Annotated in this window: 25 protein-coding genes; 4 read left to right on the top strand and 21 right to left on the bottom strand. The window is 55.4% G+C overall.

Annotated features, from left to right (window positions below):
* Positions 1-21 precede the first annotated feature (21 nt).
* The 21 genes from NP603_RS03845 to NP603_RS03745 form a co-directional block, all read right to left on the bottom strand.
* Positions 22-1,803: an ATP-binding cassette domain-containing protein gene (locus tag NP603_RS03845; RefSeq protein WP_256609609.1), complete on the bottom strand. Its 1,782-nt coding sequence runs from the start codon at positions 1,801-1,803 to the stop codon at positions 22-24.
* Positions 1,804-1,845: 42 nt separating this feature from the next.
* Positions 1,846-2,718, bottom strand: a complete 873-nt coding sequence (locus NP603_RS03840) for a class I SAM-dependent methyltransferase (protein ID WP_256609608.1) — start codon at positions 2,716-2,718, stop codon at positions 1,846-1,848.
* Positions 2,715-3,617 (bottom strand): glycosyltransferase family 2 protein, encoded by a 903-nt coding sequence (locus NP603_RS03835; RefSeq protein WP_256609607.1) that lies wholly within the window; start codon positions 3,615-3,617, stop codon positions 2,715-2,717. Before NP603_RS03835 ends, NP603_RS03840 begins: the two co-directional genes overlap by 4 nt.
* A 130-nt stretch (positions 3,618-3,747) precedes the next feature.
* A complete protein-coding gene (locus NP603_RS03830) occupies positions 3,748-4,818 on the bottom strand; it encodes a FemAB family protein (RefSeq protein WP_256609606.1) in 1,071 nt (356 codons plus the stop codon).
* 3 nt (positions 4,819-4,821) lie between these two features.
* Complete coding sequence (pseI, locus tag NP603_RS03825) at positions 4,822-5,865, bottom strand: pseudaminic acid synthase (RefSeq protein ID WP_256609605.1); 1,044 nt, start codon at positions 5,863-5,865, stop codon at positions 4,822-4,824.
* Between the two features lie 5 nt (positions 5,866-5,870).
* Positions 5,871-6,578, bottom strand: a complete 708-nt coding sequence (locus NP603_RS03820; protein ID WP_256609604.1) for a PIG-L deacetylase family protein — start codon at positions 6,576-6,578, stop codon at positions 5,871-5,873.
* A 1-nt stretch (position 6,579) separates the two neighbouring features.
* Positions 6,580-7,299: a class I SAM-dependent methyltransferase gene (locus NP603_RS03815; protein ID WP_256609603.1), complete on the bottom strand. Its 720-nt coding sequence runs from the start codon at positions 7,297-7,299 to the stop codon at positions 6,580-6,582.
* A gap of 160 nt (positions 7,300-7,459) precedes the next feature.
* Positions 7,460-8,989, bottom strand: a complete 1,530-nt coding sequence (pseG, locus tag NP603_RS03810; RefSeq protein WP_256609602.1) for a UDP-2,4-diacetamido-2,4,6-trideoxy-beta-L-altropyranose hydrolase — start codon at positions 8,987-8,989, stop codon at positions 7,460-7,462.
* Positions 8,986-10,275 carry an aminotransferase class III-fold pyridoxal phosphate-dependent enzyme gene (locus NP603_RS03805; protein WP_256609601.1) on the bottom strand — a complete coding sequence of 430 codons (1,290 nt, stop codon included), beginning with the start codon at positions 10,273-10,275 and terminating at the stop codon, positions 8,986-8,988. Before NP603_RS03805 ends, pseG begins: the two co-directional genes overlap by 4 nt.
* A gap of 8 nt (positions 10,276-10,283) precedes the next feature.
* Positions 10,284-11,057 carry a cytidylyltransferase domain-containing protein gene (locus tag NP603_RS03800; RefSeq protein ID WP_256609600.1) on the bottom strand — a complete coding sequence of 258 codons (774 nt, stop codon included), beginning with the start codon at positions 11,055-11,057 and terminating at the stop codon, positions 10,284-10,286.
* Entirely contained in the window at positions 11,054-11,947 is an 894-nt protein-coding gene (locus NP603_RS03795; protein WP_256609599.1) for an aldo/keto reductase, read from the bottom strand. Before NP603_RS03795 ends, NP603_RS03800 begins: the two co-directional genes overlap by 4 nt.
* A complete protein-coding gene (pseC, locus tag NP603_RS03790; protein ID WP_256609598.1) occupies positions 11,944-13,110 on the bottom strand; it encodes a UDP-4-amino-4,6-dideoxy-N-acetyl-beta-L-altrosamine transaminase in 1,167 nt (388 codons plus the stop codon). Before pseC ends, NP603_RS03795 begins: the two co-directional genes overlap by 4 nt.
* Positions 13,107-14,105, bottom strand: a complete 999-nt coding sequence (pseB, locus tag NP603_RS03785) for a UDP-N-acetylglucosamine 4,6-dehydratase (inverting) (RefSeq protein ID WP_256609597.1) — start codon at positions 14,103-14,105, stop codon at positions 13,107-13,109. The genes pseC and pseB overlap by 4 nt, the downstream gene beginning before the upstream one ends.
* Before the next feature lie 61 nt (positions 14,106-14,166).
* Positions 14,167-14,715, bottom strand: a complete 549-nt coding sequence (rfbC, locus tag NP603_RS03780) for a dTDP-4-dehydrorhamnose 3,5-epimerase (protein ID WP_256609596.1) — start codon at positions 14,713-14,715, stop codon at positions 14,167-14,169.
* A 151-nt stretch (positions 14,716-14,866) separates the two neighbouring features.
* Positions 14,867-15,751 carry a glucose-1-phosphate thymidylyltransferase RfbA gene (rfbA, locus tag NP603_RS03775; protein ID WP_256609595.1) on the bottom strand — a complete coding sequence of 295 codons (885 nt, stop codon included), beginning with the start codon at positions 15,749-15,751 and terminating at the stop codon, positions 14,867-14,869.
* 21 nt (positions 15,752-15,772) lie between these two features.
* The gene (locus tag NP603_RS03770; RefSeq protein WP_256609594.1) at positions 15,773-16,279 is read right to left on the bottom strand and encodes a hypothetical protein; all 507 of its coding nucleotides are present in this window, start codon (positions 16,277-16,279) and stop codon (positions 15,773-15,775) included.
* On the bottom strand, positions 16,276-16,575 hold the full coding sequence (locus NP603_RS03765; protein WP_256609593.1) for a nucleotidyltransferase family protein: 300 nt from the start codon (positions 16,573-16,575) through the stop codon (positions 16,276-16,278). The genes NP603_RS03770 and NP603_RS03765 overlap by 4 nt, the downstream gene beginning before the upstream one ends.
* A 2-nt stretch (positions 16,576-16,577) precedes the next feature.
* Positions 16,578-17,474 carry a dTDP-4-dehydrorhamnose reductase gene (rfbD, locus tag NP603_RS03760; RefSeq protein ID WP_256609592.1) on the bottom strand — a complete coding sequence of 299 codons (897 nt, stop codon included), beginning with the start codon at positions 17,472-17,474 and terminating at the stop codon, positions 16,578-16,580.
* Positions 17,471-18,541 (bottom strand): dTDP-glucose 4,6-dehydratase, encoded by a 1,071-nt coding sequence (rfbB, locus tag NP603_RS03755; protein WP_256609591.1) that lies wholly within the window; start codon positions 18,539-18,541, stop codon positions 17,471-17,473. Before rfbB ends, rfbD begins: the two co-directional genes overlap by 4 nt.
* A 77-nt stretch (positions 18,542-18,618) precedes the next feature.
* Positions 18,619-19,302, bottom strand: a complete 684-nt coding sequence (locus NP603_RS03750) for a sensor histidine kinase (protein ID WP_256609590.1) — start codon at positions 19,300-19,302, stop codon at positions 18,619-18,621.
* A gap of 2 nt (positions 19,303-19,304) precedes the next feature.
* Positions 19,305-20,933 (bottom strand): tetratricopeptide repeat-containing response regulator, encoded by a 1,629-nt coding sequence (locus NP603_RS03745; protein ID WP_256609589.1) that lies wholly within the window; start codon positions 20,931-20,933, stop codon positions 19,305-19,307.
* Between the two features lie 124 nt (positions 20,934-21,057).
* Here NP603_RS03745 and htpG point away from each other — a divergent pair, with 124 nt between their 5' ends.
* From htpG to NP603_RS03725, 4 genes are all read left to right on the top strand, one after another.
* The gene (htpG, locus tag NP603_RS03740) at positions 21,058-22,995 is read left to right on the top strand and encodes a molecular chaperone HtpG (protein ID WP_256609588.1); all 1,938 of its coding nucleotides are present in this window, start codon (positions 21,058-21,060) and stop codon (positions 22,993-22,995) included.
* Positions 22,996-23,147: 152 nt separating this feature from the next.
* Positions 23,148-23,411 (top strand): BrnT family toxin, encoded by a 264-nt coding sequence (locus NP603_RS03735; RefSeq protein WP_256609587.1) that lies wholly within the window; start codon positions 23,148-23,150, stop codon positions 23,409-23,411.
* On the top strand, positions 23,401-23,640 hold the full coding sequence (gene brnA / locus NP603_RS03730; RefSeq protein WP_256609586.1) for a type II toxin-antitoxin system BrnA family antitoxin: 240 nt from the start codon (positions 23,401-23,403) through the stop codon (positions 23,638-23,640). Before NP603_RS03735 ends, brnA begins: the two co-directional genes overlap by 11 nt.
* A 473-nt stretch (positions 23,641-24,113) precedes the next feature.
* On the top strand, positions 24,114-24,680 hold the full coding sequence (locus NP603_RS03725) for an REP-associated tyrosine transposase (protein WP_256609585.1): 567 nt from the start codon (positions 24,114-24,116) through the stop codon (positions 24,678-24,680).
* Positions 24,681-24,759 lie beyond the last annotated feature (79 nt).

Here is a 24,759-nt window from a genome sequence, read left to right as displayed (position 1 = left end):
ATTTGTGGATTCCCAGGCCTGTCAAACTTCGGCAGGCTCGCGCTTGCGCAGTTCCTCGACCAGCGGCGCCACCTCGGCATAGCTGCCGATCGCGGCCAGGCGGCCGGCGTCCATCAAGACGACTTTGTCGAACCCAGGCAGAACGTCCCAGTTATGAGTCACCGCGACCACCGTTTTCCGGAAGCCAATCGCGCACAATTTTTCGAACAAGCGGGCCGACAATATCGGGTCCAAGGCGCTGGACGGCTCGTCGAGCACAACGATTTGCGGGTCGTGGTACAACGCACGGGCGATCGATATGCGCTGGGCTTCGCCACCGGAAAGCGCCACGCCCCCACTGCCGAGGACAGTAGCCATTCCGCGCGGCAAATTGCCGACCACGTCGCCGGCCAATGCAAAATCGGCAACCTCGCGGCAGCGCGGTTGATCGATCGCGTCGGCCGGAATGCCGAACGCGATATTCTCGGCAACCGAGGCACCCAAGATCAGCGGCGCTTGCGGCGCGTAGCCGACCAATTCGGTCGCCCATGACAATCGTTGATCGGCAAGCTCGATCCCGTCGATCGCAATCGTTCCGCTTGCAGCCGGCACCAAACCCAGGATCAAATCGAGCAAGGTACTTTTTCCGCTCCCGGAAACGCCGACGATCGCCACTTTCTCGCCGGCAGCGATCTGTAACGACACACCGGCAAGCGCCGGGCTATCGCTGCCCGGATAGGTATAGGCCACATTTTCGAAGACCATGCTCCGGTCAAAGCGCTCGATCCTGGTGACGCCCGCCGTCCGCGCCCTGGCTTCCGCCAGACATTGGCCGAGATATTCGACCGCAGCGGCATTGAATTTCAGAATACTCAGACTGGCGTAAACCTGCTGCAAATTGGGCAGCAGGCGGTAGCCGGCGTAAGCGAACAAGGCGATGAACGGTACCAGCGAACGGTATTCGCCGCCGCTCCAGGAACGGTAAATCGGCAAAGACAACAACATTGAGAACGCCAGCAACTCTATCAGGTATTTAGGGATCATCGGATACACCCTGGAAACCTGATCGGCATGGTGGTATTCATCCAACCAGCCGCACACGCCGCCGACGAAGTAATTCAGATTGCCGCGTACCAACACTTCCTTGGCCGAAGCGAACAGATCGGTAGCCGCACGGGTGGCATTTCCGGTAGCGTGCAAAATCGCCTCGCCGGCTCCGGCCATTTTCTTTCTCAATACGCGAAAGAACAACGAGTACATGACGATGGCCGCCAACCCGAAAACCGCGGAAAATAACGGCGAAACCAAAGCCAGCAGCACAACGACCAAGGCAACCTGAAAGGTTTTACTGACAATCAGGCACAACTGCAGGATGCCGCCCGACACGGCCCGATCGATTTCTCTGACCACGTAATTGGCATGAATCGTCGGATTCTGCGACCGCAAAAACGGCAAGCCCCTGGCGAAAAAGCTCAGCGATAATTCGCCGGCCAATCTGACGCCCAACCGCGCCGAAAACCGGATCGACAACCACATCGACGCCAAGCCGAGCACGTTGCCGAACACGAACAAAAACAACACGACCAAGCCCACCACGTGTACCGGTATTTGCTCCAGCGGCACGGGACTGACCAGTGCGAACAACTGGCCGGTCGAGGATTTGGCCAGTGCCGACGGATCGGACAACAAGGCGACAAAAGGCATGATCGACGCGACGCCGAGCATCTCGAACACGCCCAACAACAGATATAAAGCGACCAAGCCAAAAAAACGCCGATGCCAATCTTCCGGAATGATTCTGAAAACCAGCATCAAAAAGCGCATTTTTGCTCCTTAAAACGACAGCCCATCGGCTCGCTTCCGCGACTAACGTTTAAAGATCAACGCTTGCCCGGTAGGCAACGGTAACAGAGTGCCGTCCTTATCTTTCAACCACTGCAGAATCAGATTGCGGGTATCTTCGTAACCGGGCCAGGCGTAATCGTCGAACAACACGACGCCGCCCGCAACCATACGCGGCCAGAAAAAGTCGAGTGCGGCGATGGTCGGCGTCGCCGAATTCAAGTCGATATGCATCCACACAATCGCCTCGGGATTTTCCGAACCGGCAAACGATTCCGGAATGTAGCCCTTGTTGAAGCGCACCCGATCGCCGAACATGGCCAGATTGGCCCGGGTGACGTCGACGTTCAGATACGCATATTCGCCTTGGTTGCCCTTCTCGCTTTCCAGCAACAAATCGCCGCGCATCGCCTCCCAAGCGTCGTACAGGTAAGCGCCCCAATCGGAGCCGCCACGGGAAGCCGCATTCAACGCAAAAAAAGAAGTCAGGCCGTCGCAAACCCCGCATTCGACGAAATTATGTGTCCCGCGCGGTGCGTATTTGGCGGCAAAAGTGGCGCTCCAGAAGACGATGTAATGCCGCCACATCAACGAATTCAACATGCTCAGCCGCTCGGCCGGCTTGAATTGGGTCAGTTTGAATCCGTCGTTTTTAACCAGTTCGGTTAGCTGGCCGCAGGTTTCGTTGAAAGCGAGCTCAATGTCACCCAGATCGGTCGCGCTGCCCCACGGCGTATGGGTAAAGGTCGACATACCCCAGCCTTGAAAAGTCGGGGTAAAGCCGACGCGCAACAGTTTCCTTAGTAGCGGCGCATCGGCAAAGAAGCTTTCCACCTTTTGCTTCGACCCCGGATAGTTCGTATACAGCCAATCCTTGATTTTGGTTTTTACGCTCATTTCAGACCTTTTTTCAGTGTGTTTAATCTTTGGCTCAAAATCATGCCGAGCCGGCGGCAAAACAAATAACCCACCGCAACCGGCGAGAACAGTACGCCGGGCCAACTGGCGGCGGAATACGCGGCATGGGCAAACCGGTTCGCCATTTGCAAGTGGACCGAGACATACATCAGTAACAACCACAGATGGCGCCAACCCAAACTCGGCGAATGCGGAAACGGCGCTCGGCCGCCGACGAAATGCACGGTATTTTCGCTACTGGCGTTGCAATATCCGCCCGAACTCAACAGGCCGAAAATAAAGGCGTAACTGACGAAATTATATTCAAGAAACGGCCAATCCGCGGCCAGCTTCGGCGGTATCCGCCAAAAGCGTAACAACGCGGCCAACCTCCGGCCCAATGCGGTAGGAAACAGTCCATAGAAGACGGCATCGGTGTCGAGACGAACGAAATTGGCCATCGCCGCCACTCTGCTTGAAGCCGTTGCCATTTCCTTGACCACGCGGTCGTCGCTAGCGGTTTCGGCATCGATAATCTCGCAGCGGCCGTATATCAATGCCGCCCCGCTTTGTTCAGCTTTGGCCACTATATGTTCCAAATACTCCGTGCACCAATAATCGTCGTCGGCCAGCCAGATGAAGTACCGGCCGGTGGCGGCATTCAAAGCCGCCCGGAAATTGAAAAACGCCCCTTGGTTGACCGGATGGAACAAGCATTTGATGCGCGGATCGTTAGCCGCAAATTCATCGATGATGTGCCGGACTCGCGGATCGGTACTGCCGTTATCGCTAACGATAATCTCCAGGTCTCGATAGGTTTGCGAGATCGCCGATTCGATGGCCCGCTTCAGCAACTCCGGCCGGTTATAAGAGACAATGCCTACGGAAACATTTGCCATCAACAAGCTCCTTGCCGGCTCGGCAAACTGCGACCGCTGCACTTTCCACGGAACGGGCTGGATGTTATCGAGTGCATGGCATAGCGATAGGCGGATGTTTGTTCGCAGGACAGGTTCCAGGACCCAGAAATCAATGGCATAGGCTGGCGGTCAAGCGGTAGCACGGGAAAATATGCGAGGCGAAACCCTGTTTGAATTCGGCAATCCGCAGCTCCTTCTCGCTGGGCGGCGGTTGATCGCCGGGATAGGGCCGGGCGCCGATTTTGTACCAACGGACTCCGCGGCTTTTCATTTCCTCTATGGCCCGGTATTGCACGGCATGCCCCAAGGGTTTGTCGAATAGCGCCCTATCGTAGGCAGCCACGGCGTATACGCCCTCGTCGCGGCTCACTTGAAAAAAACCGCCGCCGACCATGCGTTGCGCGCCGTCGCGCAGATACACCAGAAACGCATCGCCGGACGCGACGGCTTCGTGTTGCCAGCGCCAACTGTCGTCGCTCCGCGTAACCTTGCCGGCGACTTCGCGGTGCAGATTCTTGAATTCGTCCCAGACCCGATCGTCGCGACCGTCCAAAACCGCGATCTGCCAGAGTTTGGCGCCCAACGACACCAAAGGCCGGTAACTCTTACGAAAGCCGGATTTAATCTCGGCAACGGAAGGATGCAAATCGATAAACAATTCGTAGCCACAAGTTGCGGTCGCACCGCGGCACAAAGCCAAGTGCTGCCATTCGCTGACGCCGGGCCGATTTTCGAATGCAGCCAGCGACTGCCATTGGCCGATGTCGAATTTGCGCGCCAGCGTAGCGACGAAATCCAGGCAACTTTGCAACAGCTTTTTTCTGACGTTTGCCGTCAGCCCGGCAACGAACAGCGGCGGCAACAGCGCATCGCCGTTGCTGCCGATGCGCGCGTTACCGACGAAGCAAAGGCTCAGAGGCCAGATGCCGCAGGGATGCTTGTCCTGGTAAAGCACTAGCGACAGGTCGAATAGCTGCTGCCCGCTGCCGCGCCAGTAAGCCAACTGGTAGTCGGTCATGGCCCTGCTATACGCCACCGGCAGATATTCGGCGCGATCTGCCGAGTTATGCCAACTATCGCGATCTTCCAAGTACGGCCGGGCCTTCAAATTCGCCGCCGCCAAAGCTTCATCGAGATCGAAAGGTAAGCGCTTAGCCCAAGGTTGTTCGATTTCCGCCATTACTCAGCCGAGCAAATCCCAGGACATCGGTGTACCCTTTTTCACGTCGCGGTTGACCTTGCGCCCCAGCAAGGTTTCGTAGTATTTGGGCGGCAAACCCAATCCCGGCCTGACGCAACGCAGATTCTCGACAGTCAAGGTTTCGCCGGCGGCGACGTCGCGGGCAATGTAAATCGAGCGGCGAAATTGCAGCGATTTTTTTTCGGCTTCCGTTACGCCATAGCTGATTTCGCCCAAGGCCTGCCAGGCACGCTCGGTTTCGACCACTAATGTCGCCATTTCCGCCGGCTCCAGCGAAAATGCGCTATCGACGCCGCCGTCGGCGCGACACAGCGTAAAGTGTTTTTCGATGACACTGGCGCCCAACGCGACGCTGGCCACCGCGACGCCGGTACCCATGGTGTGGTCGGACAAGCCCACTTCGCAGCCGAACAGTTCGCGCAGGTGCGGAATGGTGCGGATATTGGTGTTGTCCGGCGTGGCCGGATAGGAACTGGTACATTTCAACAGCACGATGTCGTTGCAGCCGGCTTCGCGCGCCGTCCGCACCGTATCGTCCAATTCCGCCACGGTTGCCATACCGGTGGAGATAATCATCGGTTTGCCGGTTGCCGCCACTTTCCGAATCAACGGCAGATGGATGTTTTCGAACGAGGCGATCTTGTAACAAGGTACGTTCAGCTCTTCCAGAAAATCGACTGCTGTCTCGTCGAACGGCGTCGAAAAACCGATCATCCCCAGTTCGCGGCAACGGTCGAAAATGGCTTTATGCCATTCCCACGGCGTATAGGCTTGCTGATACAGCTTATGCAGCGAGGTACCTTTCCAAAGCGAACTCGGATCGGAAATGAAAAACTCGCCTTCGCCGACGTCCAACGTAATGGTGTCCGCGGTATAAGTTTGGATTTTCAGCGCGTGTGCGCCGGCCTGGGCGGCGGCGTCGACGATTTCCAGCGCCCGTTCCAGCGACTGGTTGTGGTTGCCGGACATTTCGGCGATTACGAAAGGCCGATGGCCTGTTCCAATGGGTCTGTTTGCTATTTGCATATACGTTAACTATCAGCTTTGTGTATGTATCGGCCCAATATGAAAGCCTCGGCCGCGGCAACGCCTATCGTTGCCCCCCGCCAGCGGGCCAGATGTTCCAGCGCGGTTACGGAACGGGCGTGCGGCCAGGGCCGCATCTCGCTGGCATAGGCATTCAAGGCTTTGAGCTTCAATGGCAAATAGGCGGAAATATCGACAAACCAATTCGGCGCAAACACCGGTGCCGACACCGGCGGCTGCCATTCGGTGCTGGACGCCACTTCAAAGAACAACAAGGTCGACACCCGTTGCCCGGGAATCGGTCGGCAAGCAGTCACGACGGCCTCATGAATACGGCGGTGGTCGATATTCACGTCGCCGGCATGGTGGGTATACACGATCGTAGACGCATTCGCTTGCACGAAGGCCTCGACAATTTTGACCACATCGAGCCTATCCAGCGAATCCATCCTGTTGTCCGGCAGATTATTCAGGGTCAATGAGGTGACGCCCAGAATATCGTTGGCGTTATGGGCTGCTTTAGCCAGCTCGGATAAATCGGACTGGCATTTGCCGCGATCGGCCATGCCGTCCCGACTGGTAATGCCTTCCGCCAGAATCAGTACATGAACCTGGTCGCCTTTGGCAATATGGCCGGCGATGGTACCGCCGCAGCCCAGAATTTCATCGTCCGGGTGGGCGGCGATGACCGATACGATCTCAGTTTTCGCCATCTTAAAATTGCGACTGTCCGATAATCAGATAGCCGTTCTTCTCGTATTCGAAAAACCCGTTCTCGGTGATTTTATTCTCTACAACCGCAGATAGCTGTTGTTCGACTGAGGCGTTGTAATACGTCGTCGATCGGTAAAAACTGGCGAAATCGGCGACGGTCGGAATTCTGACCACGTTGTGAAAGAAATGAACGGTAACGTCCCAGAAATGCTTTCTAAAATACGGCTCGAGAACATGCGGCCCAAATTCCATACATTCATCGACTCCGCCCGGTATTTCGGCAAACTGGCGTACGAATTCGACCATGCCGTGCGGTGCGTTGGGCGTAAACACCGCCAAGCGGCCGTTGGGTTTTAGGTGTTTGCGCATCGTGTCCAGCACTGCTATGCGCTCGGCCGAGTAATACAGCGCATAACTGGACTGGGCCAAATCGTATTGTTTGACGGCAAATTGCTGATCGATAACGTCGGCCAGTTTCCCCATATCGGAGACGGCTGCCGACAAACAGGGGCTATTCCCGGATTTACGGATCAATTCGGCTACCGAATCGGCGGCAATATCCAGCGCCGAAACGCTACCTTCCGGCCCGACGCTCTTCAGGAATGGGATCGACTGTGCACCGGTGCCGCAGCCGACATCCAGAATATCTTCCCCGGCTTGCGGATTTAACCGCGCCATCAACCACGAGTCGAAATCGGTGGACTGAAATTTTTTATTCATATCCAGTCTCGTTTCCAAACTGGCCGTCGAGACGGCACGCCCCATCAATTGATTGTCGTAAACTTGTTCAGCCATATTAATTTATTCGCCACCTTATTTTTTGATCGTTAATCGATTACCGTTAAAAACCAACAAACGAAAATCGCTAATTTTTTAACACCTAATCACCAGCCAAAACTTTCTTAAAAGTTAAAACCGATTCTTTAAATCCAGCCTTAACGAAGGCCCACTTCGATGCACTATTTTCGCAAACGACTTCCGCTTTCAGTTCGGTTACCAGCGGGCGATATTGTTTAAGCCAGTGTTCGCCTGCCGCCAACAGAGCCGAACCGTATCCCAATCCGTGCTTTTGCGGATCGAGATAAATCGAAACCGTCGCAACCTGCTGACTGATATCGTAACGCAAAACACCGATGGCTTCGTCCGCTTCCTGGCCGATCAACAACACGCAATCGGCGCAATTCAACTTGGCCAAAAACCACTCGCGATGACGTTCCCAAGCAATCGCTTCATTGTTGAAGAAGAATTTTCGCGTGTTTTCGTCGTTACGCCAACCGAATACCCGTTCGCAATCGCTTTGGTCGGCCAACCGCACTTGCAACCGGCGGCGAAAAAGTTGATTGCAAACCCTGGCAGTACCCGAGCCGTCGGCAACCGAAACAGCCGAATCGCTCATATTCGACACTAACCACGGAGAACATATAACAAGCCGCAACGCACTTGCCACCAGCTCTAATGAAACCCGTTCCGCTGCTCCCAGATAAAGGATCGCGCCCTGCTTGGCCATGGCCTCGCATCCGGGCTGCTGGTTGGCAGCCACGCTGATGGCGATGGTCGGCAAGCCCAGACAACTACGTTCCCACATCGCGCCGCCGCCGGCTCCGACCGACAGATCGGCATTTGCCATCAACTCCGCCATATTGCTGACTTGGCGATATAGGGTACACGCGGGCAAGTGCTCGGCTAATTCCAGCAATTGCGGGTAATGCGGATTGGCGCCGCCGACCACGACGTCGACGGCCAATTCGTCGCGAGCCAGACTCTTTAACGCCAGCAACACTTTTGCGGTTTCGTTGCTGGGGTCGCCGCCGCCGAAGAAAACCAGAACGCGCTCGACCGCACCGGACCTGATCCGCGCCGCCGCCCTCAGGGCTTTAAATTCCGGGCGCAGCAACGCATACTTGGACCCAATCAGCTTGGTTGCCGTGGACGGCAGCAAACCGTCGTAACGGGTTTGCCCGATTTGGTCTTGCAGATTTTGGTCCAACAACAAGTCGCAATCGTGCCGCCGGTCCGCCAAATCGTCGATCACCATGATGCGCCCGACCATCGGCCGCAATATTGCCTGCCATTCCGCGTCGATGGCGTAATGGTCGACGATCAGCCAATCGGGATCGCCAAACTGCCGCAAAGCCGCAGCGGTTTGTTGGGCATCCTCGGTTTGCGTTGTTCCTAACCACGCGGCATGGGCAAGCCGGGTATCGGGAGCGGACGTCGGTTCCGGCAACCGCAATAACAGATGGCCGGAAGCCTCGATCAGCGAAAACAGATTGCCCGGATGTTCGCGGCTGATGAATGCCACCTCGGCACCGCGCTCGCGCAATGCATCGGCCAGAGTCAGGCAACGCATCACATGGCCGCTGCCCATCTGCACCGAGGCGTCGGCGCGAATCGCGACTTTCAAACTCATCTGACCTTGAACAACGGTTCCAGCGCCTGGCAACGCAGCATTTTCTCTAACGAACGCTCCTTGACCGCCGCAACCAATAGTGGAATCACCTCATCGTAGGCTGCAAACAATTGATCCAGATCGCTGTCGTGATGGCTATAGCTCATGTTGTGGGAGCCGAAGGCCAGAATGCCTCGATCCAGCATCTCTTGCATGAACAGAGTTTTCAATTGCCAGGACGTGTACGGCTCGGCATCCTTGATCAACAAAAAGCTCCAGGCTGGATGGCCGGAGACGCTGATGAAATGCTCTGCACCGTTTGCGGCTATCACTGCATGCAGACGCTGGATGATTTTTTCGCCTTGCCGGCGCATCGTCGCCACGACCGGTTCGCGCTGCAATTTCTGCATCGTCGCCAATGCCGCCGCCAACGACAAGGTTTCGCCGCCGAAGGTAAACGAGAAGAACACTTCTTCCATCAATTGCATCAAGTCCGCCCGCCCGGCGACGGCGGATACCGGATAACCGTTGGCCAAGCCTTTGCCGAAGGTCGCTAAATCCGGCGTCACCCCGAAATATTCCTGGGCGCCGCCGTTGGCATAGCGAAAGCCGGTGATGGTTTCGTCGAAAACCAACACCGCACCGTGTTTGTGGGTTAATTCTTTGACATTCTGCAGAAACCCGTCCTGCGGCTCGACCACATTCATCGGTTCCAGAATCACCGCAGCGATCCGGTCCGGCCACTGCTTGAACACAATGTCCAGCGAGGCGATGTCGTTATACATGAAGGTATGCGTCAAATCGCGGGTGGCTTGCGGCACGCCGCGGTTACGCAAAGTGGAACCGATATACCAATCCTGCCAGCCGTGGTAGCCGCAAACCGCGACATGGTCGCGGCCGGTATGGGCGCGCGCCAGGCGAATGGCGCCAGCCGTGGCGTCGGAACCGTTTTTGCCGAATCTGACTTGTTCCGCACAAGGCACCAATTCGCAGATTTTTTCCGCGACCTGCATTTCGATCGGATGCGGCAAACTGAAAATCACGCCGTCTTCCAACTGTGCCTTGACGGCTTCAGTGACGTCAGGATCGTTGTAGCCCAGGGTGACGGCACAAAGTCCGTTGATGAAATCGACGTACTCGTTGCCGTCGACGTCCCAAACGTGGCTGCCGCGCCCGCGCTGAATGAAATACGGCGACACGCCGAACGGGTATTGGGTTTTACTCTTGCTGAAAGTTTGAGAACCGAGCGGAACGGTTTTCAGCGCGCGTTCCAGTAGCGTTTCGGAGTTGCGGTAACGTTCTGACATAAGGGCTATTAACTTGCGAGGTTTGACGATGGCGGCGCTTCGGCGGCAAGGGATTTAAGATAGCCCTCGTTGCGTTGATGCTGCGTATTCCAGTTGACTAGTTCCGGGCGCTCGGCCAATAAACGCAAGATGTCCGGCGTCGAGAAATCCGGATTCGCCGGGTACAAAGCGGCATAAATCTGCGAGACCAACTCGAAATCTCGGGGTTCGTCGACAGTCCAGCGCAGATGCGACAAGTCTTCGCGATTGAGAAAATGGCCGATATTGAAGCGCTCCGGCTGCTGGTGAATGAACGGCATGACGTGTTCGCGTTGCGACGGCAGCTCGGCCTCGCGCCAAGCCTGCTCCAGGCAGGCAAAGCGGCAGATTTCGACATCCAAGCCGTCCGGGAAGGTCGGCTGTATGGCGTTACTGGCATAGTCGTAAGCGCCGGCCAGATAAAATTCGATGACTTGGTCGATTAAACCGGGATCGGCCAACGGACAATCCGCGGTCAGCCTCACCACGTGATCCGGGTGGTAACTCTCTGCCGCTTGATAAAACCGGTCCAGTACGTCGTGCAGATTGCCGCGAAAGCAATCGACTGCATGCTGCTCGCACAAGCTTGCTATCGCATCGTCCGCCGTCTCGCTGCTGGTAGCAACCACCAGTTGGTCGATGTGACTGACTTTTTGCAGCCGCTCGATTTGCCTAAGCAACATTGGCTCCCCCAACAGTGGCATCAACACCTTGCCGGGCAAGCGGGACGACGACACCCGAGCCTGTAATATGGCTAATATCATGATTTTCCTGGTTCCAGTCGCCACAAAGCCGGATTGACTATCGCTTCTTCGCCGATGGCGAACCCGGCAAACTCGCCGCAATCGAGCTCGACGTTGGCGGCGTCGCAGATATCGCGCAGTTGCTGCGCATTGTTCACGCCGCAAATGATTTGATCGATTTCGGTCAAGCCGGATACGAATCCCACTGCGGCTTGGAGCGGTGCCAATCCGCGGGCGCGAATAAATGCGCGATAGGATTCGAGAACATGCCGCACCGGAGCGAAATACGCCGGAATTTCCGACACATCCATCAGCAACAGGCCCTGCAAAAATACCGAGCGGGCATGCACCTCGACTCCGGCCGATTTTAGTTTCTGCAAATGGCCGCTAACCAGCAAGCGCTGATCCAAAACACTGATCGGAAGTTGCACCAAATCGATATCAAACCGCTGCAGAATTTGGTCTATCTGCGCCGAGTCGTACACCGAAACCCCGATCTTGGCAACCAAGCCTTGCTGCTGCAAACGGGTTAAGGCAGCCATTAATCGTTCGCCGCCGGGCACGAACAGATCGTCCGCCCGATGAATCAATAAGCCGTATACCGAATCGCAGTTCAGCTTTGTTAACGACTCGTGGAAGACTTGTTGCAATCGTTCGGCATCATCGGCATCCAAAACCGGTTTGGCAAATTGCGGGGTTTTGGTCACGATATCGAACCCGGCAGCGGCCGGCAAACAATTGCCCAACACCTGTTCGCTATCACCGTAAAGGCTCGCCGTATCCAGCACTCGAACCTTCAGCTCACCGGCCGCCGCCAGAATAGCGGCGACTTCGACGGCTGGCGTTTTGCCATCTTTATTCGAAACGCCGTAATCGACGCCGAATTGCACGGTACCCAAACCGATCTTCATTGCAATTGTCCGCGCAACGCTGCGACAACGCGGTCTTGGTTAGCTTCGGTCAAGGTCGCATAGAGCGGCAGACTGATCGCGGCACGGTAATAACGTTCAGCTTCCGGAAAGTCTCCGGGCTGGAAACCCAGCTGTCGGTAATACGGCTGCAAGTGCACCGGAATGTAATGCACGTTGACGCCGATACCGGCTGCGCGCAGGCCTTCGAACACACTCAGTCTGCTGTAAGAAGAGACACCTTCCGGAATTCTGATCGGGTACAAATGCAACGCGGAATAATTGTCCGGGTGCTGCCAAGGAATCTCAACCGGTAACGCCGACAACAAACTGTCGTAACGCGCTGCCAGGCGCTGCCGGTTTGCCACGAATTCGTCCAACCGCGATAGCTGGCTCAAACCCAGAGCGGCCTGGATATCCGTCATGCGGTAGTTGTAACCGAGCGCAATCTGTTGGTAATACCAAGGGCCGTCGGCCTGGTGCGTCATTTGCGCCGGATCGCGGGTAATGCCGTGGCTGCGCAGCAGGGCCAGCTTATCAGCCAATTCGGTATCGTTGGTCAGCGCCATACCGCCCTCGGCGGTCGTGATGATTTTGACCGGATGGAAACTGAATACGGTGATATCGGAATAGCGGCAATTGCCGATCGGCTGGTTCCGGTATTTTCCGCCGATCGCGTGCGAGGCGTCTTCGATGATTTTGAAGCCGTATTTTTCGCTTAAGGCATGGATCGCCGCCATCTCGCAGGATTGCCCGCACAGATGCACCGGAATCACCACCTTGGGTAGTTTCCCGTCCCGTTCGGCTGCTTGCAGTTTCTCTTCCAATGCGGCGACGCTGAGGTTGTAAGTACGCGGATCGATATCGACGAAATCGACCTTGGCACCGCAGTACAACGCGCAATTGGCGCTGGCGACGAAGGTAATCGGGCTGGTCCAGACCAAGTCGCCGGGCCCGACGCCCAACGCCAGGCAAGCGATATGCAGCGCCGAGGTCGCACTGTTGACGGCAAAGGCATGGCGCACGCCGCAATATTCCGAAACTGCGGTTTCGAAAGCCGGGACTGCCGGCCCTTGCGTCAGGAAATCGGACTTTAAGACATTGATGACCGCCTGGATGTCGGTTTCGCTGATATCCTGGCGGCCGTAAGGAATGAATGCGGTCATATTTTGCCGACTTTATCGCGGTTCTGTTCCAGCCAGGCCTGTAACTCGGCCACGCTCATCCATTCCGTGTTGTTATCCGAACAATAGACAAAATCCGGCGCAACCCGCACCCCCTGGTTGATGCGCTCGGGATCGGAACTCCAGTTGTGAATCGCCGGCAGAATTTTGTAGTAGTCGTCGTACTCGTAGGTATAAGGCGCGTCTTCCAGCCCTATCATCTGTTCGTGCAATTTTTCGCCGGGGCGAATGCCGACGATTTCGTGCTGCGCATCGGGAGCCACCGCACGGGCGATATCGACGATATTCATCGACGGGATTTTCTTGACGTAAATTTCGCCGCCGACCATGTCGTCGAAGGCGCGCCAGACCAAATCCACGCCTTGCTCCAACGTGATCATGAAGCGCGTCATCCGGGCATCGGTGATCGGTAACACGCCTTTATGGGCGATGGATTGGAAAAACGGAATCACCGAACCGCGCGAGCCCATCACATTGCCGTAACGCACTACGGCAAACCGGGTTTCGTTTTTGCCGGAATACGAATTGCCGGCGACGAACAATTTATCGGAAGCCAGTTTGGTCGCTCCGTACAGATTGGCAGGGCTGCTGGCTTTATCGGTAGACAACGCCACTACGCGCTTCACACCCTGGTCGATACAGGCGTCGATCAGGTTCATCGCGCCGATGATATTGGTCTTGACGCATTCGAACGGGTTGTATTCCGCAGTCGGCACGATTTTGGTCGCCGCGGCGTGTACGACGTATTCGATACCGTTCAACGCGCGGGCCAGACGGTCTTTATCGCGCACGTCGCCGATAAAAAAGCGGACGCGCGGGTCGTCGCCGTACAACTTCGCCATTTCCCACTGCTTCATCTCGTCGCGGGAGAAAATCACCAGGCGGCGCGGATTGTATTTGGCCAAGGTCAACGGCACGAAGGTGTGGCCGAAGGAACCGGTACCTCCGGTAATCAGTATGGTTTTGTCGCGTAGCATATTATTTGAAAAGGAATTTTATAGAGCCCGAAACCGTATGGATCGCAAGTACCCGGCTCGCTCAATCGAACATTTCGGCTTCCGCAAACGGTTGTCCGGCAAGATCTTTTCCGGAGAGAACTGGTTCGCCGGCAGAAGGCCAATTCACTTGCAGACTCTTGTCGTTCCAGGCAATACAGCGCTCGTGGTGCGGCGCATAGTAATTAGTGGTTTTGTACAGAAATTCCGCAGTATCGGACAGCGTCACGAAACCGTGGGCGAAGCCTTCCGGTATCCACATTTGCCGCTTGTTATCGGCCGACAATATTTCGCCGACCCATTCGCCGAAGGTTGGCGAGCTTTTGCGAATGTCAACCGCAACGTCGAATACTTCGCCCTGCACGACCCGGACCAGCTTGCCCTGGGCCATCGGCGGCATTTGGTAATGCAAACCGCGTAACACGCCTTTTTGCGATTTCGAGTGGTTATCCTGCACGAAGTTGGCCTCGACTCCGGTCAACTCATTGAACAGTCTTTGGTTGAAACTTTCGAAAAAAAAGCCACGCTCGTCACCGAACACTTTAGGAGTAAACAATACGACATCGGGAATAGCTAGGCGGGTGGCTTGCATGACTTATCTAAAATTGAAACGAAAGTAACTACGGTTGATCAGTAACACTTTAAACTAGGACGACAAACCGCTCGATTGGCGAACCCTCAGAGTCGTTCGGATTTGATATCGTTTCGGGATATCGCAAATAGCAATCAACCAAACCGGCCAATCAAAACACCTGCTTGTTAAGCAAGCCCAACAAATATTGGCCGTAACCGTTCTTTGCCAGCGGTTTGGCCAGTTTTTCGATCTGCTCGTCGCCAATCCAGCCGCTACGCCAGGCAATTTCCTCCGGGCACGATATTTTCAGGCCCTGGCGAGACTCGATGGTTTCGATGAAATTGCTGGCTTCGATCAGACTGGCGTGGGTACCGGTATCCAACCAGGCGTAGCCGCGCCCCATGATCTCGACATTCAGTTGCTGTTGCTCCAGATAGACCCGGTTGACGTCGGTGATTTCCAGCTCGCCGCGCGCTGACGGCTTCAAATTGGCGGCGATATCCACCACTTGGTTATCGTAAAAATACAAGCCGGTCACGGCGTAATGGCTCTTCGGCTGCGCCGGTTTTTCCTCCAGCGACAAAGCCCTACCCTCTGCGTCGAAGCTGACTACACCGTAACGCTCCGGGTCCTGCACGTGGTAGGCGAAAACCGTCGCACCGTCAGCTCGATGATGCGCCGTTCGCAGTTGTTGGTACAGATCGTGGCCGTAGAAAATATTATCGCCTAAAACCAAGGCGCTGGGATTGGCACCGACAAATTCCCGGCCGATGATGAAGGCCTGCGCCAAGCCGTCGGGGCTGGGTTGTACCGCGTAATGCAAATTCACCCCCCAATCGCTGCCGTCGCCGAGCAACTGTTGAAACAACGGCGTATCTTGCGGCGTGGAAATGATCAGAATGTCGCGGATCCCGGCCAACATCAACGTGCTGAGCGGATAATAAATCATCGGCTTGTCGTAAATCGGCAGCAATTGCTTCGATACCGCTTTGGTAACCGGATACAAACGGGTACCGGAACCTCCTGCCAGAATAATGCCTTTACGCTGAGTCATCGTTATTCGAACCGGGTTAGATTAAAGTCTTTTGGCTTGCGGCGATGGCAACGATAGACGCTCGGCCTCGCCGGCCACCGCGTTAACGACAGCCAACAACATATCGGTTGCCGTATTAGCCGACAACAGCGTCTGTAAGAACAGTTGGCTATCGATCATATATTCATGCACCAATAAATTCCGTAACTTTCTGGCCGCTATAAATTTTTCGGCATTCTCCAGCCAATCCATTTTCTCGGCAAATGCCAACATATCCAACAACGATTTCGGATTTTCACCCAACAAGGCTGCAAACCGCGGAATAAGTTTTTCGCCGATAAAGTCCTGTAAGCGGCCGAATCGGCTCACAAACGCATCGATTTTTTCCGCCCGTTGTTCATTTTGCTCCAACTCGTTTACCCAATCGGCATCGATGCTTTCATCGAACAAGGTACTTTGGGTATAGCGTAAATGGCTGGCTTCCTTGCGGGCTATCGCCAATGCCAACACCGCGTCTTCGGCATATTCCGCTATATATCTGATGCTCAAAGATATACCCCGGTGCGCGCGGCAACTTCGAAAATCCGCGCAGTCGGCGTATTGGCATCCTTGACCAGCACGTCGATCTTACGGTCACCCAAGGCCAGCACCAATGCGGCATAAATTCGGCAAATGACATCTGCCCGATTCGGCAAGACCTGATCCGTTTCAAAATAAAGATCGATATCGCCGCCTTTGCCGTCATCCTTGCTCCGCGAACCGAATAAGCAAACCCGAGCCTTGTCGCCTAAAAATCTATGCGCCGTGCCGCGAATAATCCGGACTTGGTCGTCAGTCAAACGCATGGCTATTTGCCGTACAACTCGGCCAACATGCGCTCGACCCCTGCCTGCCACGGCGGCAAGCGCAAATCGAACGCGGCTTGCAATTTCTCGATATTCAACCGCGAATTCAACGGCCGTTTGGCCGGTGTCTGATACGCGCTGGTCGGGATCGCGGTGATCGCCTGCTTCGGCGTCTTCAGTGCGACGCCGGCCTGGCGGGCGAAATCCAGCGCAAAGTGTGCGTATTCGTACCAACTAGTCTCGCCGGCCGCCGTTAGATGATAGACTCCGGCAACATCCGGAGTCAGCAATGCGGTGCGGATGGCGTGAGCCGCAACATCGGCCAACAACTCGGCGCCGGTCGGCGCGCCGATCTGGTCGTCGATCACCGACAATTGTTGGCGTTCCTGTGCCAAGCGCAACATGGTCTTGACGAAATTGTTACCGCGCGCCGCGTAAACCCAACTGGTACGGAAGATTAGATGGCGGCAAGCGCTAGCTTGAATCGCGCATTCGCCGGCCAGTTTGGTCTGGCCGTAGACATTCAGCGGCCCGGTCGCATCGTCCTCGCGCCAAGCCCGATTGCCGCTGCCGTTGAAAACGTAGTCGGTCGAATAGTGCAGCAGCCAAGCGCCGCATTCAGCCGCCGCTTCCGCCATCGCCCGCGGCGCCGCGCAGTTGATGGTATTGGCGAGTTCGATTTCGGCTTCGGCCTTGTCGACCGCCGTGTAAGCGGCGGCGTTGACGATTACATTGGGGCGTAGAGCCCGTATTGTAGCCGCGATGCCTTCCGGATTGCTCAAGTCACCGCAGTGCTGCCGATCCTGGCGGTCCAAGGCCAGCAATTCGCCTAGCGGCGCCAGACTGCGCTGCAGTTCCCAGCCGACCTGGCCGTTCTTGCCGAACAGTAAGATCTTCACACGGCCCGCCCGGCGTAATTTTTATCCAGCCAAGCCTGGTAATCGCCGGATAACACATTGTTGACCCAGGACTGGTTATCCAGGTACCACTGCACGGTCTTGCGTATCCCGGTTTCGAAGGTTTCCGCCGGTTTCCAGCCCAGTTCCCGCTCCAACTTGGTCGCGTCGATCGCATAGCGGCGGTCGTGGCCGGGACGGTCTTTGACATAGGTAATTTGCTCGGCATAAGACTTACCGTCGGCACGCGGCTGCAGTTCGTCGAGTATCGCGCACAGCGTATGCACCACATCCAGATTGGCCTTTTCGTTCCAGCCGCCGACGTTGTAGACCTCGCCGAGTTTGCCGGCCGCCAACACACGCCGAATCGCGCTGCAATGGTCTTTGACGAACAGCCAGTCGCGGATTTGCTGGCCGTCGCCGTAAATCGGCAACGGCTTGCCGGACAACGCGTTCTGAATACAGAGCGGAATCAATTTTTCCGGGAAATGGTAAGGGCCGTAATTATTCGAACAGTTGGTGGTTAACACCGGCAAGCCATAGGTATGGTGGTAAGCGCGCACCAGATGGTCGCTGGCGGCCTTGCTGGCCGAATACGGGCTGTTGGGCTGGTATTGGTTGGTTTCGGCGAACGGCGGATCGGCTTTTTCCAGCGAACCGTATACCTCGTCGGTGGAAACGTGCAGGAAGCGGAACGCCTGTTGCTCGGCGGATTGCAGATTGTTCCAATATTCGCGGACCGCTTCCAGCAAACGAAAACTGCCGACGATATTGGTCTGGATAAAATCTTCCGGCCCGTGTATCGAACGATCGACATGAGACTCGGCGGCGAAATTGACCACGGCGCGCACTTGGTGCTGATTCAGCAAGCCCAGCACTAAATCGTAATCGCCGATATCGCCGTGCACGAATACGTGACGGGCATCGGCTTGCAGCGAGGCCAGATTTTCCGGGTTGCCGGCATAGGTCAGCTTATCCAGATTGACGACGGTTTCGTCGCTCTGCGCCAGCCAATCCAAAACGAAATTGCTGCCGATAAAACCGGCGCCGCCGGTGACTAAAATGCTCATATGCAAAGAATAGTTAAATGTACTGTTCCAAGGCGTTTCGCCGCGCTGCCCGATATTGTAACTTAGTAACGGCGGATTCAAGGCAAAAATAGCCGAAACCGGGCTCCGCCCAGCCGACTCGAATTATCGATCGTCACGTAACCGGAACGGCCGGCGTTTTTGTGCAGGCCGGCAATCACCGACACGAAATACAGGCCCAGACCGGTATTGCCGTTGACCCAATCCAGATCGGCGGCATTGTTCAAATCGGCTTGCAGAAAATGCGGCGGATAACCGGCGCCGTCATCCTCTATCGCGATGCGCAAGTAGTCGCCGTCCTGCTCGGCCGAAACCAGCACCGCATGCCGAGTATAGCGCAAGGCGTTGTTCAGCACCGCCGCCAAGGCATTGGCAACATTGGCGAAATCGCAAAAAGCCGGCAGGTCGTCGGCACAATCCAGTCGCAATTCGACATTGTGTAGCACCGACAGCCGCGCCTGTTGATGCACCGCTTCCTGGAGCAAATCCAGCGCAGGATACTCGTCGACGACCAAGCTGAATTTATTGGCGCCCACTTTGTACAGCACCAGCAATTGCATCAGACTGTGGTTGATGCGGGCCGCCTCGAATTCCAACAGGCCCAAATCGGCGGTTTCGCCCTGCAGTTTGGCGGAGAACTGGCGAATCAATTCCAGCAAGGTACCCAACGAGTTTTTGATGTCGTGTACGGTAAACGCCAGAATGGTCGGAAACAACGTATCGTTGTCGAAGCGGCCGGACATGGTCACGCCTTGGCCGCCGCCGGCCGGTGCAATTTGCCGAACTCCATTTGCAACATGCCCAGCTTATGCTGTTCCACCCCCAATTGCTTGGCCTTCTTGAGCAGCATTCTGGCCCGCCGCTCCTTGTCGTCGTCGGCAGGGTTCGCTTTCAGGTCGTGGATGATGATTTTCAACATGTTCAAAATGATGGTCTTGTTTTCCGGCATCGTCGCAACCGCCTGTTCGAATAATTCCAGCGCCTCCTTGAATTTACCCTGCTTGTACAGCGCCACACCTTTGTTATTGGTTGCGATCAAAGCCTGCCGGGTTTTTTGAATCTGAATTTCCGAATAATTGTGCATGCCGATCCCGCTTTGCATAGCCCGCAAATTGTTCAGAAATTGCTCGTCGTCGATATGGTTCTGGATCAACCCGTGCAGGATGGCTTCGGCCTTGTCGTGCTGTTGGTTCAAAAAACACGCGCGAGCCACGTCCAACTGCAACTCCCGCGGCGCTTTGCTGCCCAAGCGGCCGCAAAGATCCAGGGCTTTATCCAAAGCCTGCTGCGCGGCTTCCTCGTCGCCCTGCGCCCGGTATAGATCCGCCTCTACCGTTGCCGCCCGCAGTTCGGCTTCCGGCTGATTGGCATATTCCTGGCGCATCTCGTTCAAGGTCTTCAAGGCTTCCTCGCCGGCATTGGTTTTGGCGTACAACTTGGCCAGACCGGCATAATCGCTGCAGGAACGGTGCACCGAATACTTGCCCAGTTTTAGCGCCGCCTTGTAGGCTTTCTCAGCCGCTTCCAGATTGCCGTTCTTATCGGCGGTTTCCGCGAACTTCTTCTGCCGCAAGATCGATTGCGGCGACAATTCCAGGGCTTGCTGCAACACCTGCTCGACGTCCTGATGCCGGTCCAGCGCTTCGTAGGCTCGAGTCAGCCAGTCGTAACACTCCATCAGCATCGGATTCTCCGCGACCAGACTTTGAAAGCCGGCTATGGCCTGCTCGATGTTATTGTTTTGAAAATCGATTACGCCCAACCCCACACGGGCCCACGGCAAATCCCGCTGCTGCAATACTTCGCGGTAAATCTGCCGCGCGGTTTCGAAATCGCCGGCGGAAATAGCCAGTTCGGCGCGCGTTTTCAATAGATGCAGACGCATTTTCAGGTCGCCGCGCTCCAACAGCGCGTCGCAGCGCCGAACCGCCTGTGCCAAGTCACCCTTGGCCATGGCTTTTTCGATGCCGGCCAGATAGTCGCGGCGGGCGAAGTGCCGGCTCAGGCGGCTGATCAACTGTTGGGCGTTGAACGGCTTGGTCAGGTATTCATCGGGTTTGCTATCCATCGCGCCCAGTACGGCGCCAGTGGATTGTTCGGAACTGATCAGAATGAAAATGCTGCGGTAATCGATCAGCTTGCGATGCCGCGCTTCCTCCAATACCTGCTGGCCGTTCTTGCCCGGCCCAAGATTGTAGTCGCACAACACGATCTCGAACGTGGTTTTCACCATAGCGTTGATGGCGGCGACACCGTTGTCGGCCTCGACTATCGTGTCGGCGTTCAAGCCGTACAACATATCGCGTATTGATTTACGAATCACCGGATTGTCTTCGACAATCAGAATCGGCTTACCGGCTAAACTCAATTTCATGGGCGAGAATCATCTAACGAAACCATAACACCGCTTGCCCCGAATGCCGCGACCGCGGCCTTGAAAAATTTAACGGCCATCCCCAATTTGCCCAAGTCCACTTTACAACCAGAAGAGTATAGACATGACTGTTGAGGCAAACAAACAAACCCTAGGTTTTCAAACCGAAGTAAAACATTTGCTGCACTTGATGATTCACTCCTTGTACAGCAACAAGGAAATCTTTTTGCGCGAGCTGATCTCCAACGGTTCCGACGCCGCCGACAAACTGCGCTTCGAAGCCCTGGCCAATGACGGCCTGTACGAAGGCGACAGCGAACTGAAAATCCGCGTCGATTTCGACGAAGCCAAGAAAACCATCACCATCACCGATAACGGCATCGGCATGAGCCGCGAGGAAGTGCAGGACCACATCGGCACCATCGCCAAATCCGGCACCAAACAATTCTTCGAACGCCTGACCGGCGACCAGGCCAAGGACAGCGAATTGATCGGCCAGTTCGGCGTCGGCTTTTACTCGGCCTTCATCGTCGCCGACAAAGTCACGCTAACCACGCGCAAAGCCGGCGCGCAGCACGACCAGGGCGTGCGTTGGGAATCCGACGGCCTGGGCGAGTACAGTATCGAATCGGTCGATAAAGCCAGCCGCGGCACCGAAATCGTACTGCATCTAAAAGAAGGCGAAGACGAGTTTCTGAGTGCCTGGAAACTGCGCTCCATCATCAAAAAGTATTCCGACCACATTTCTCTGCCTATCATCATGAGCAAGGAAATCCCGGCCGAGAAAGACGACGACGGCAACGAAACCGCGCCGGCCCGGGTCGAAGACGAAACCGTCAACAGCGCCTCGGCGTTGTGGACCAAAGCCAAAGACGACATCACCGAAGAGCAATACAACGAATTCTACAAACACGTCGGTCACGACTTCCAGGACCCTCTGGTCCACGTCCACAGTAAGGTCGAAGGCACCAACGAATACACCCTGCTGCTCTACGTTCCGGGCCGGGCGCCATTCGATTTGTGGGACCGCGATGCCAAGCACGGCGTCAAGTTGTACATCAAAAAAGTCTTCATCACCGACGATGCCGAACAACTGATGCCGCGCTACCTACGCTTCATTCGCGGCGTGATCGATGCCGACAGCCTGCCGCTGAACGTGTCGCGCGAGATCCTGCAACAAAGCAAGCAGATCAGCAACATTAAGGCCGGCGCCGTGAAAAAAGTCTTGGGCATGCTGGAAGACTTGGCCGAGAACGACGCCGAGAAATATCAAAAATTCTGGGAGCAATTCGGTAACGTCATCAAAGAAGGCCCGATCGAAGACTTCAAAAACAAGGAACGCGTCGCCAAGCTGCTGCGTTTCTCGTCGACCCATACCGACGACAAAACCCAGAACGTATCGCTGGCCGACTACGTCAGCCGGATGAAGGAAGGCCAGGAAAAAATCTACTTCATCACCGCCGACAGCTTCGCCGCAGCCAAAAGCAGCCCGCATCTGGAAGTGTTCCGCAAGAAAGGCATCGAAGTGTTATTGCTGACCGACCGCATCGACGAATGGCTGGTATCCAGCCTGACCGAGTTCGACGGCAAGCACATGCAATCGATCGCCAAAGGCGAGCTGGACCTGGACAAATTCGATACCGAAGAAGAGAAGAAACACCAGGAAGAAGTCAGCAAGGATTTCGAATCGGTGGTCAAACAAATCAAGGACGTGCTCAGCGATAAAGTCAGCGAAGTCAAAATCAGCCACCGTCTGACCGACTCCCCAGCGTGCTTGGTAACCGGCGCCTACGACATGAGCCTGCACATGGAACGGATCATGAAGGAAGCCGGCCACGCCGGCGGCATGTTCGGCATGGGCGGCAACAGCAAGCCGATCTTCGAAATCAACCCGGACCACGCCATCGTCCAGGCCCTGAAAAACGAGCAGGACGATGCCCGTTTCGCCGACATCAGCCACATCCTGTTCGACCAGGCCATCCTCAGCGAAGGCGGCCAACTGGACGATCCGGCAGCGTTTGTGCATAAGTTGAATGGGTTGTTGCAAAACCTATTGAAGTAGGTTGGGTTTACCCCAAGGGCATAAAAGGCGCCAGCCTTAACCCAACACGTTGGCTTTCGATAGGGTTGGGCTTTTGAGCTAACCAGCAAGTAGCCACTTAAAAAGGCCGGGAAACCGGCCTTTTTACGTTTTAATGGTATAGTTTTTATATCATGTTTAAATTTGAATTCGACGAAGCTAAAAGCCGAAGCAATTTGGAAAAGCATGGTATCGATTTCATTGACGCCCAAGTGTTATGGAACGATTCCCGGCTGCTACAAATTCCGGCAAAAACGGAGGACGAGCCGCGCTTCTTGGTAATCGGCGTCATCAAGCGCAAACATTGGTCCGCAGTAATCACATATCGCGGCGACCGTATCCGCATCATTTCTGTTCGTCGTTCACGTGCCGAAGAGGTAAAATTGTATGAAAGCTGAAGAGTTCGACAAACAATTCGACAACGACATCGACATCAGCGACTCGCTGGATTTGTCGCAAGCTCAACGCATTATGCAAACCCAAAAGCGGGTCAACGTCGATTTCCCAGCCTGGATGATCGATTCGTTAGACCGCGAAGCGGGAAGACTCGGCGTTACCCGGCAATCCGTTATCAAAATGTGGCTGGCCGAGCGGCTGGAAAAATCGTCTCTTTCAACTAACTCGTAAAGGGCGAATCGGCATTCGCTCTGCCCGGAGCCAAATTTTGTTCGACCAGGCCATCCTCAGCGAAGGCGGCCAACTGGACGATCCGGCAGCGTTTGTGCATAAGTTGAATAGGTTGTTGCAGGGGTTGTTGAAATAACCTGATTCGATTTGGAAAAGGCCGGGGAACCGGCCTTTTTTTTATCATGCCAATCAAACAGTTACCTCAGAATTATTAGTCACCAATTGTATTTGGCAATACCTTAATTTGAGGATGAAAAGTGACAATTGACTGGATGCTTGTAGCAAGTAGCCTCGATGGAATCGAGGATTCGGAGGCCGATTCCCTATCGTTTGCCGATGCTGTTTTGAGGTGTTGAAGGCCAATTTTGCCAATTGCCGAGGTGAGCTTGAGACCGGATAGCTAACGCCCTCGATTCCGCTGACGCTCCATCGAGGCTACACTTGGCTCGTCTCAAACTGATTGTGGAATTGTCATGGTGGTGTATCGGCGTAATTTCGTGGCGGGGGGAACGTACTTTTTCACGGTGACGCTGCGCGACCGCCGGGCACGTTTTCTGGTTGATTATGTCGATGAATTGCACGCTGCTTTTGCGCAATCACGCGCCCGCAAACCGTTTGTAATCGAGGCGATGGTGGTTTTGCCCGACCATTTACACACCATCTGGCGTTTGCCGGATCACGACACCGATTATCCTGGACGCTGGAAATCGATTAAATCCCTATTTACCCAATCGCTAGCACGCAACGGCCTCGATGTCGGAAAACGCCGCGACGGCAGCGCATCCATTTGGCAACGGCGTTATTGGGAGCATACCATTCGCGACGAACAGGATTGGCAACATCATATCGATTACATTCACTTCAATCCGGTGAAACACGGTTGGGTACATCGGGCTCGGGATTGGCCGTTTTCATCATTTCACCGTTATGTTCGGCGTGGGATATTGCCCTTGGATTGGGCTGGCGACGGAATTGAGGATTGGAGCCTAAAAGCCACGGATAAACTTGGTTGCCCGCATAGCCCCCGTAGCTCCGATTAGCAAAGCGTAATCGGAGGAATGTAAATTCGAATCTCAAATATTGTTTCGCTACCGAGAAGCTAAAGTTAACGCCTTGCAG

This window comes from Methylomonas aurea (assembly GCF_024505045.1).
In the GTDB taxonomy this organism is placed as follows: Bacteria; Pseudomonadota; Gammaproteobacteria; order Methylococcales; family Methylomonadaceae; genus Methylomonas; species Methylomonas aurea.
This window is presented reverse-complemented; position numbering and strand designations above follow the sequence as displayed.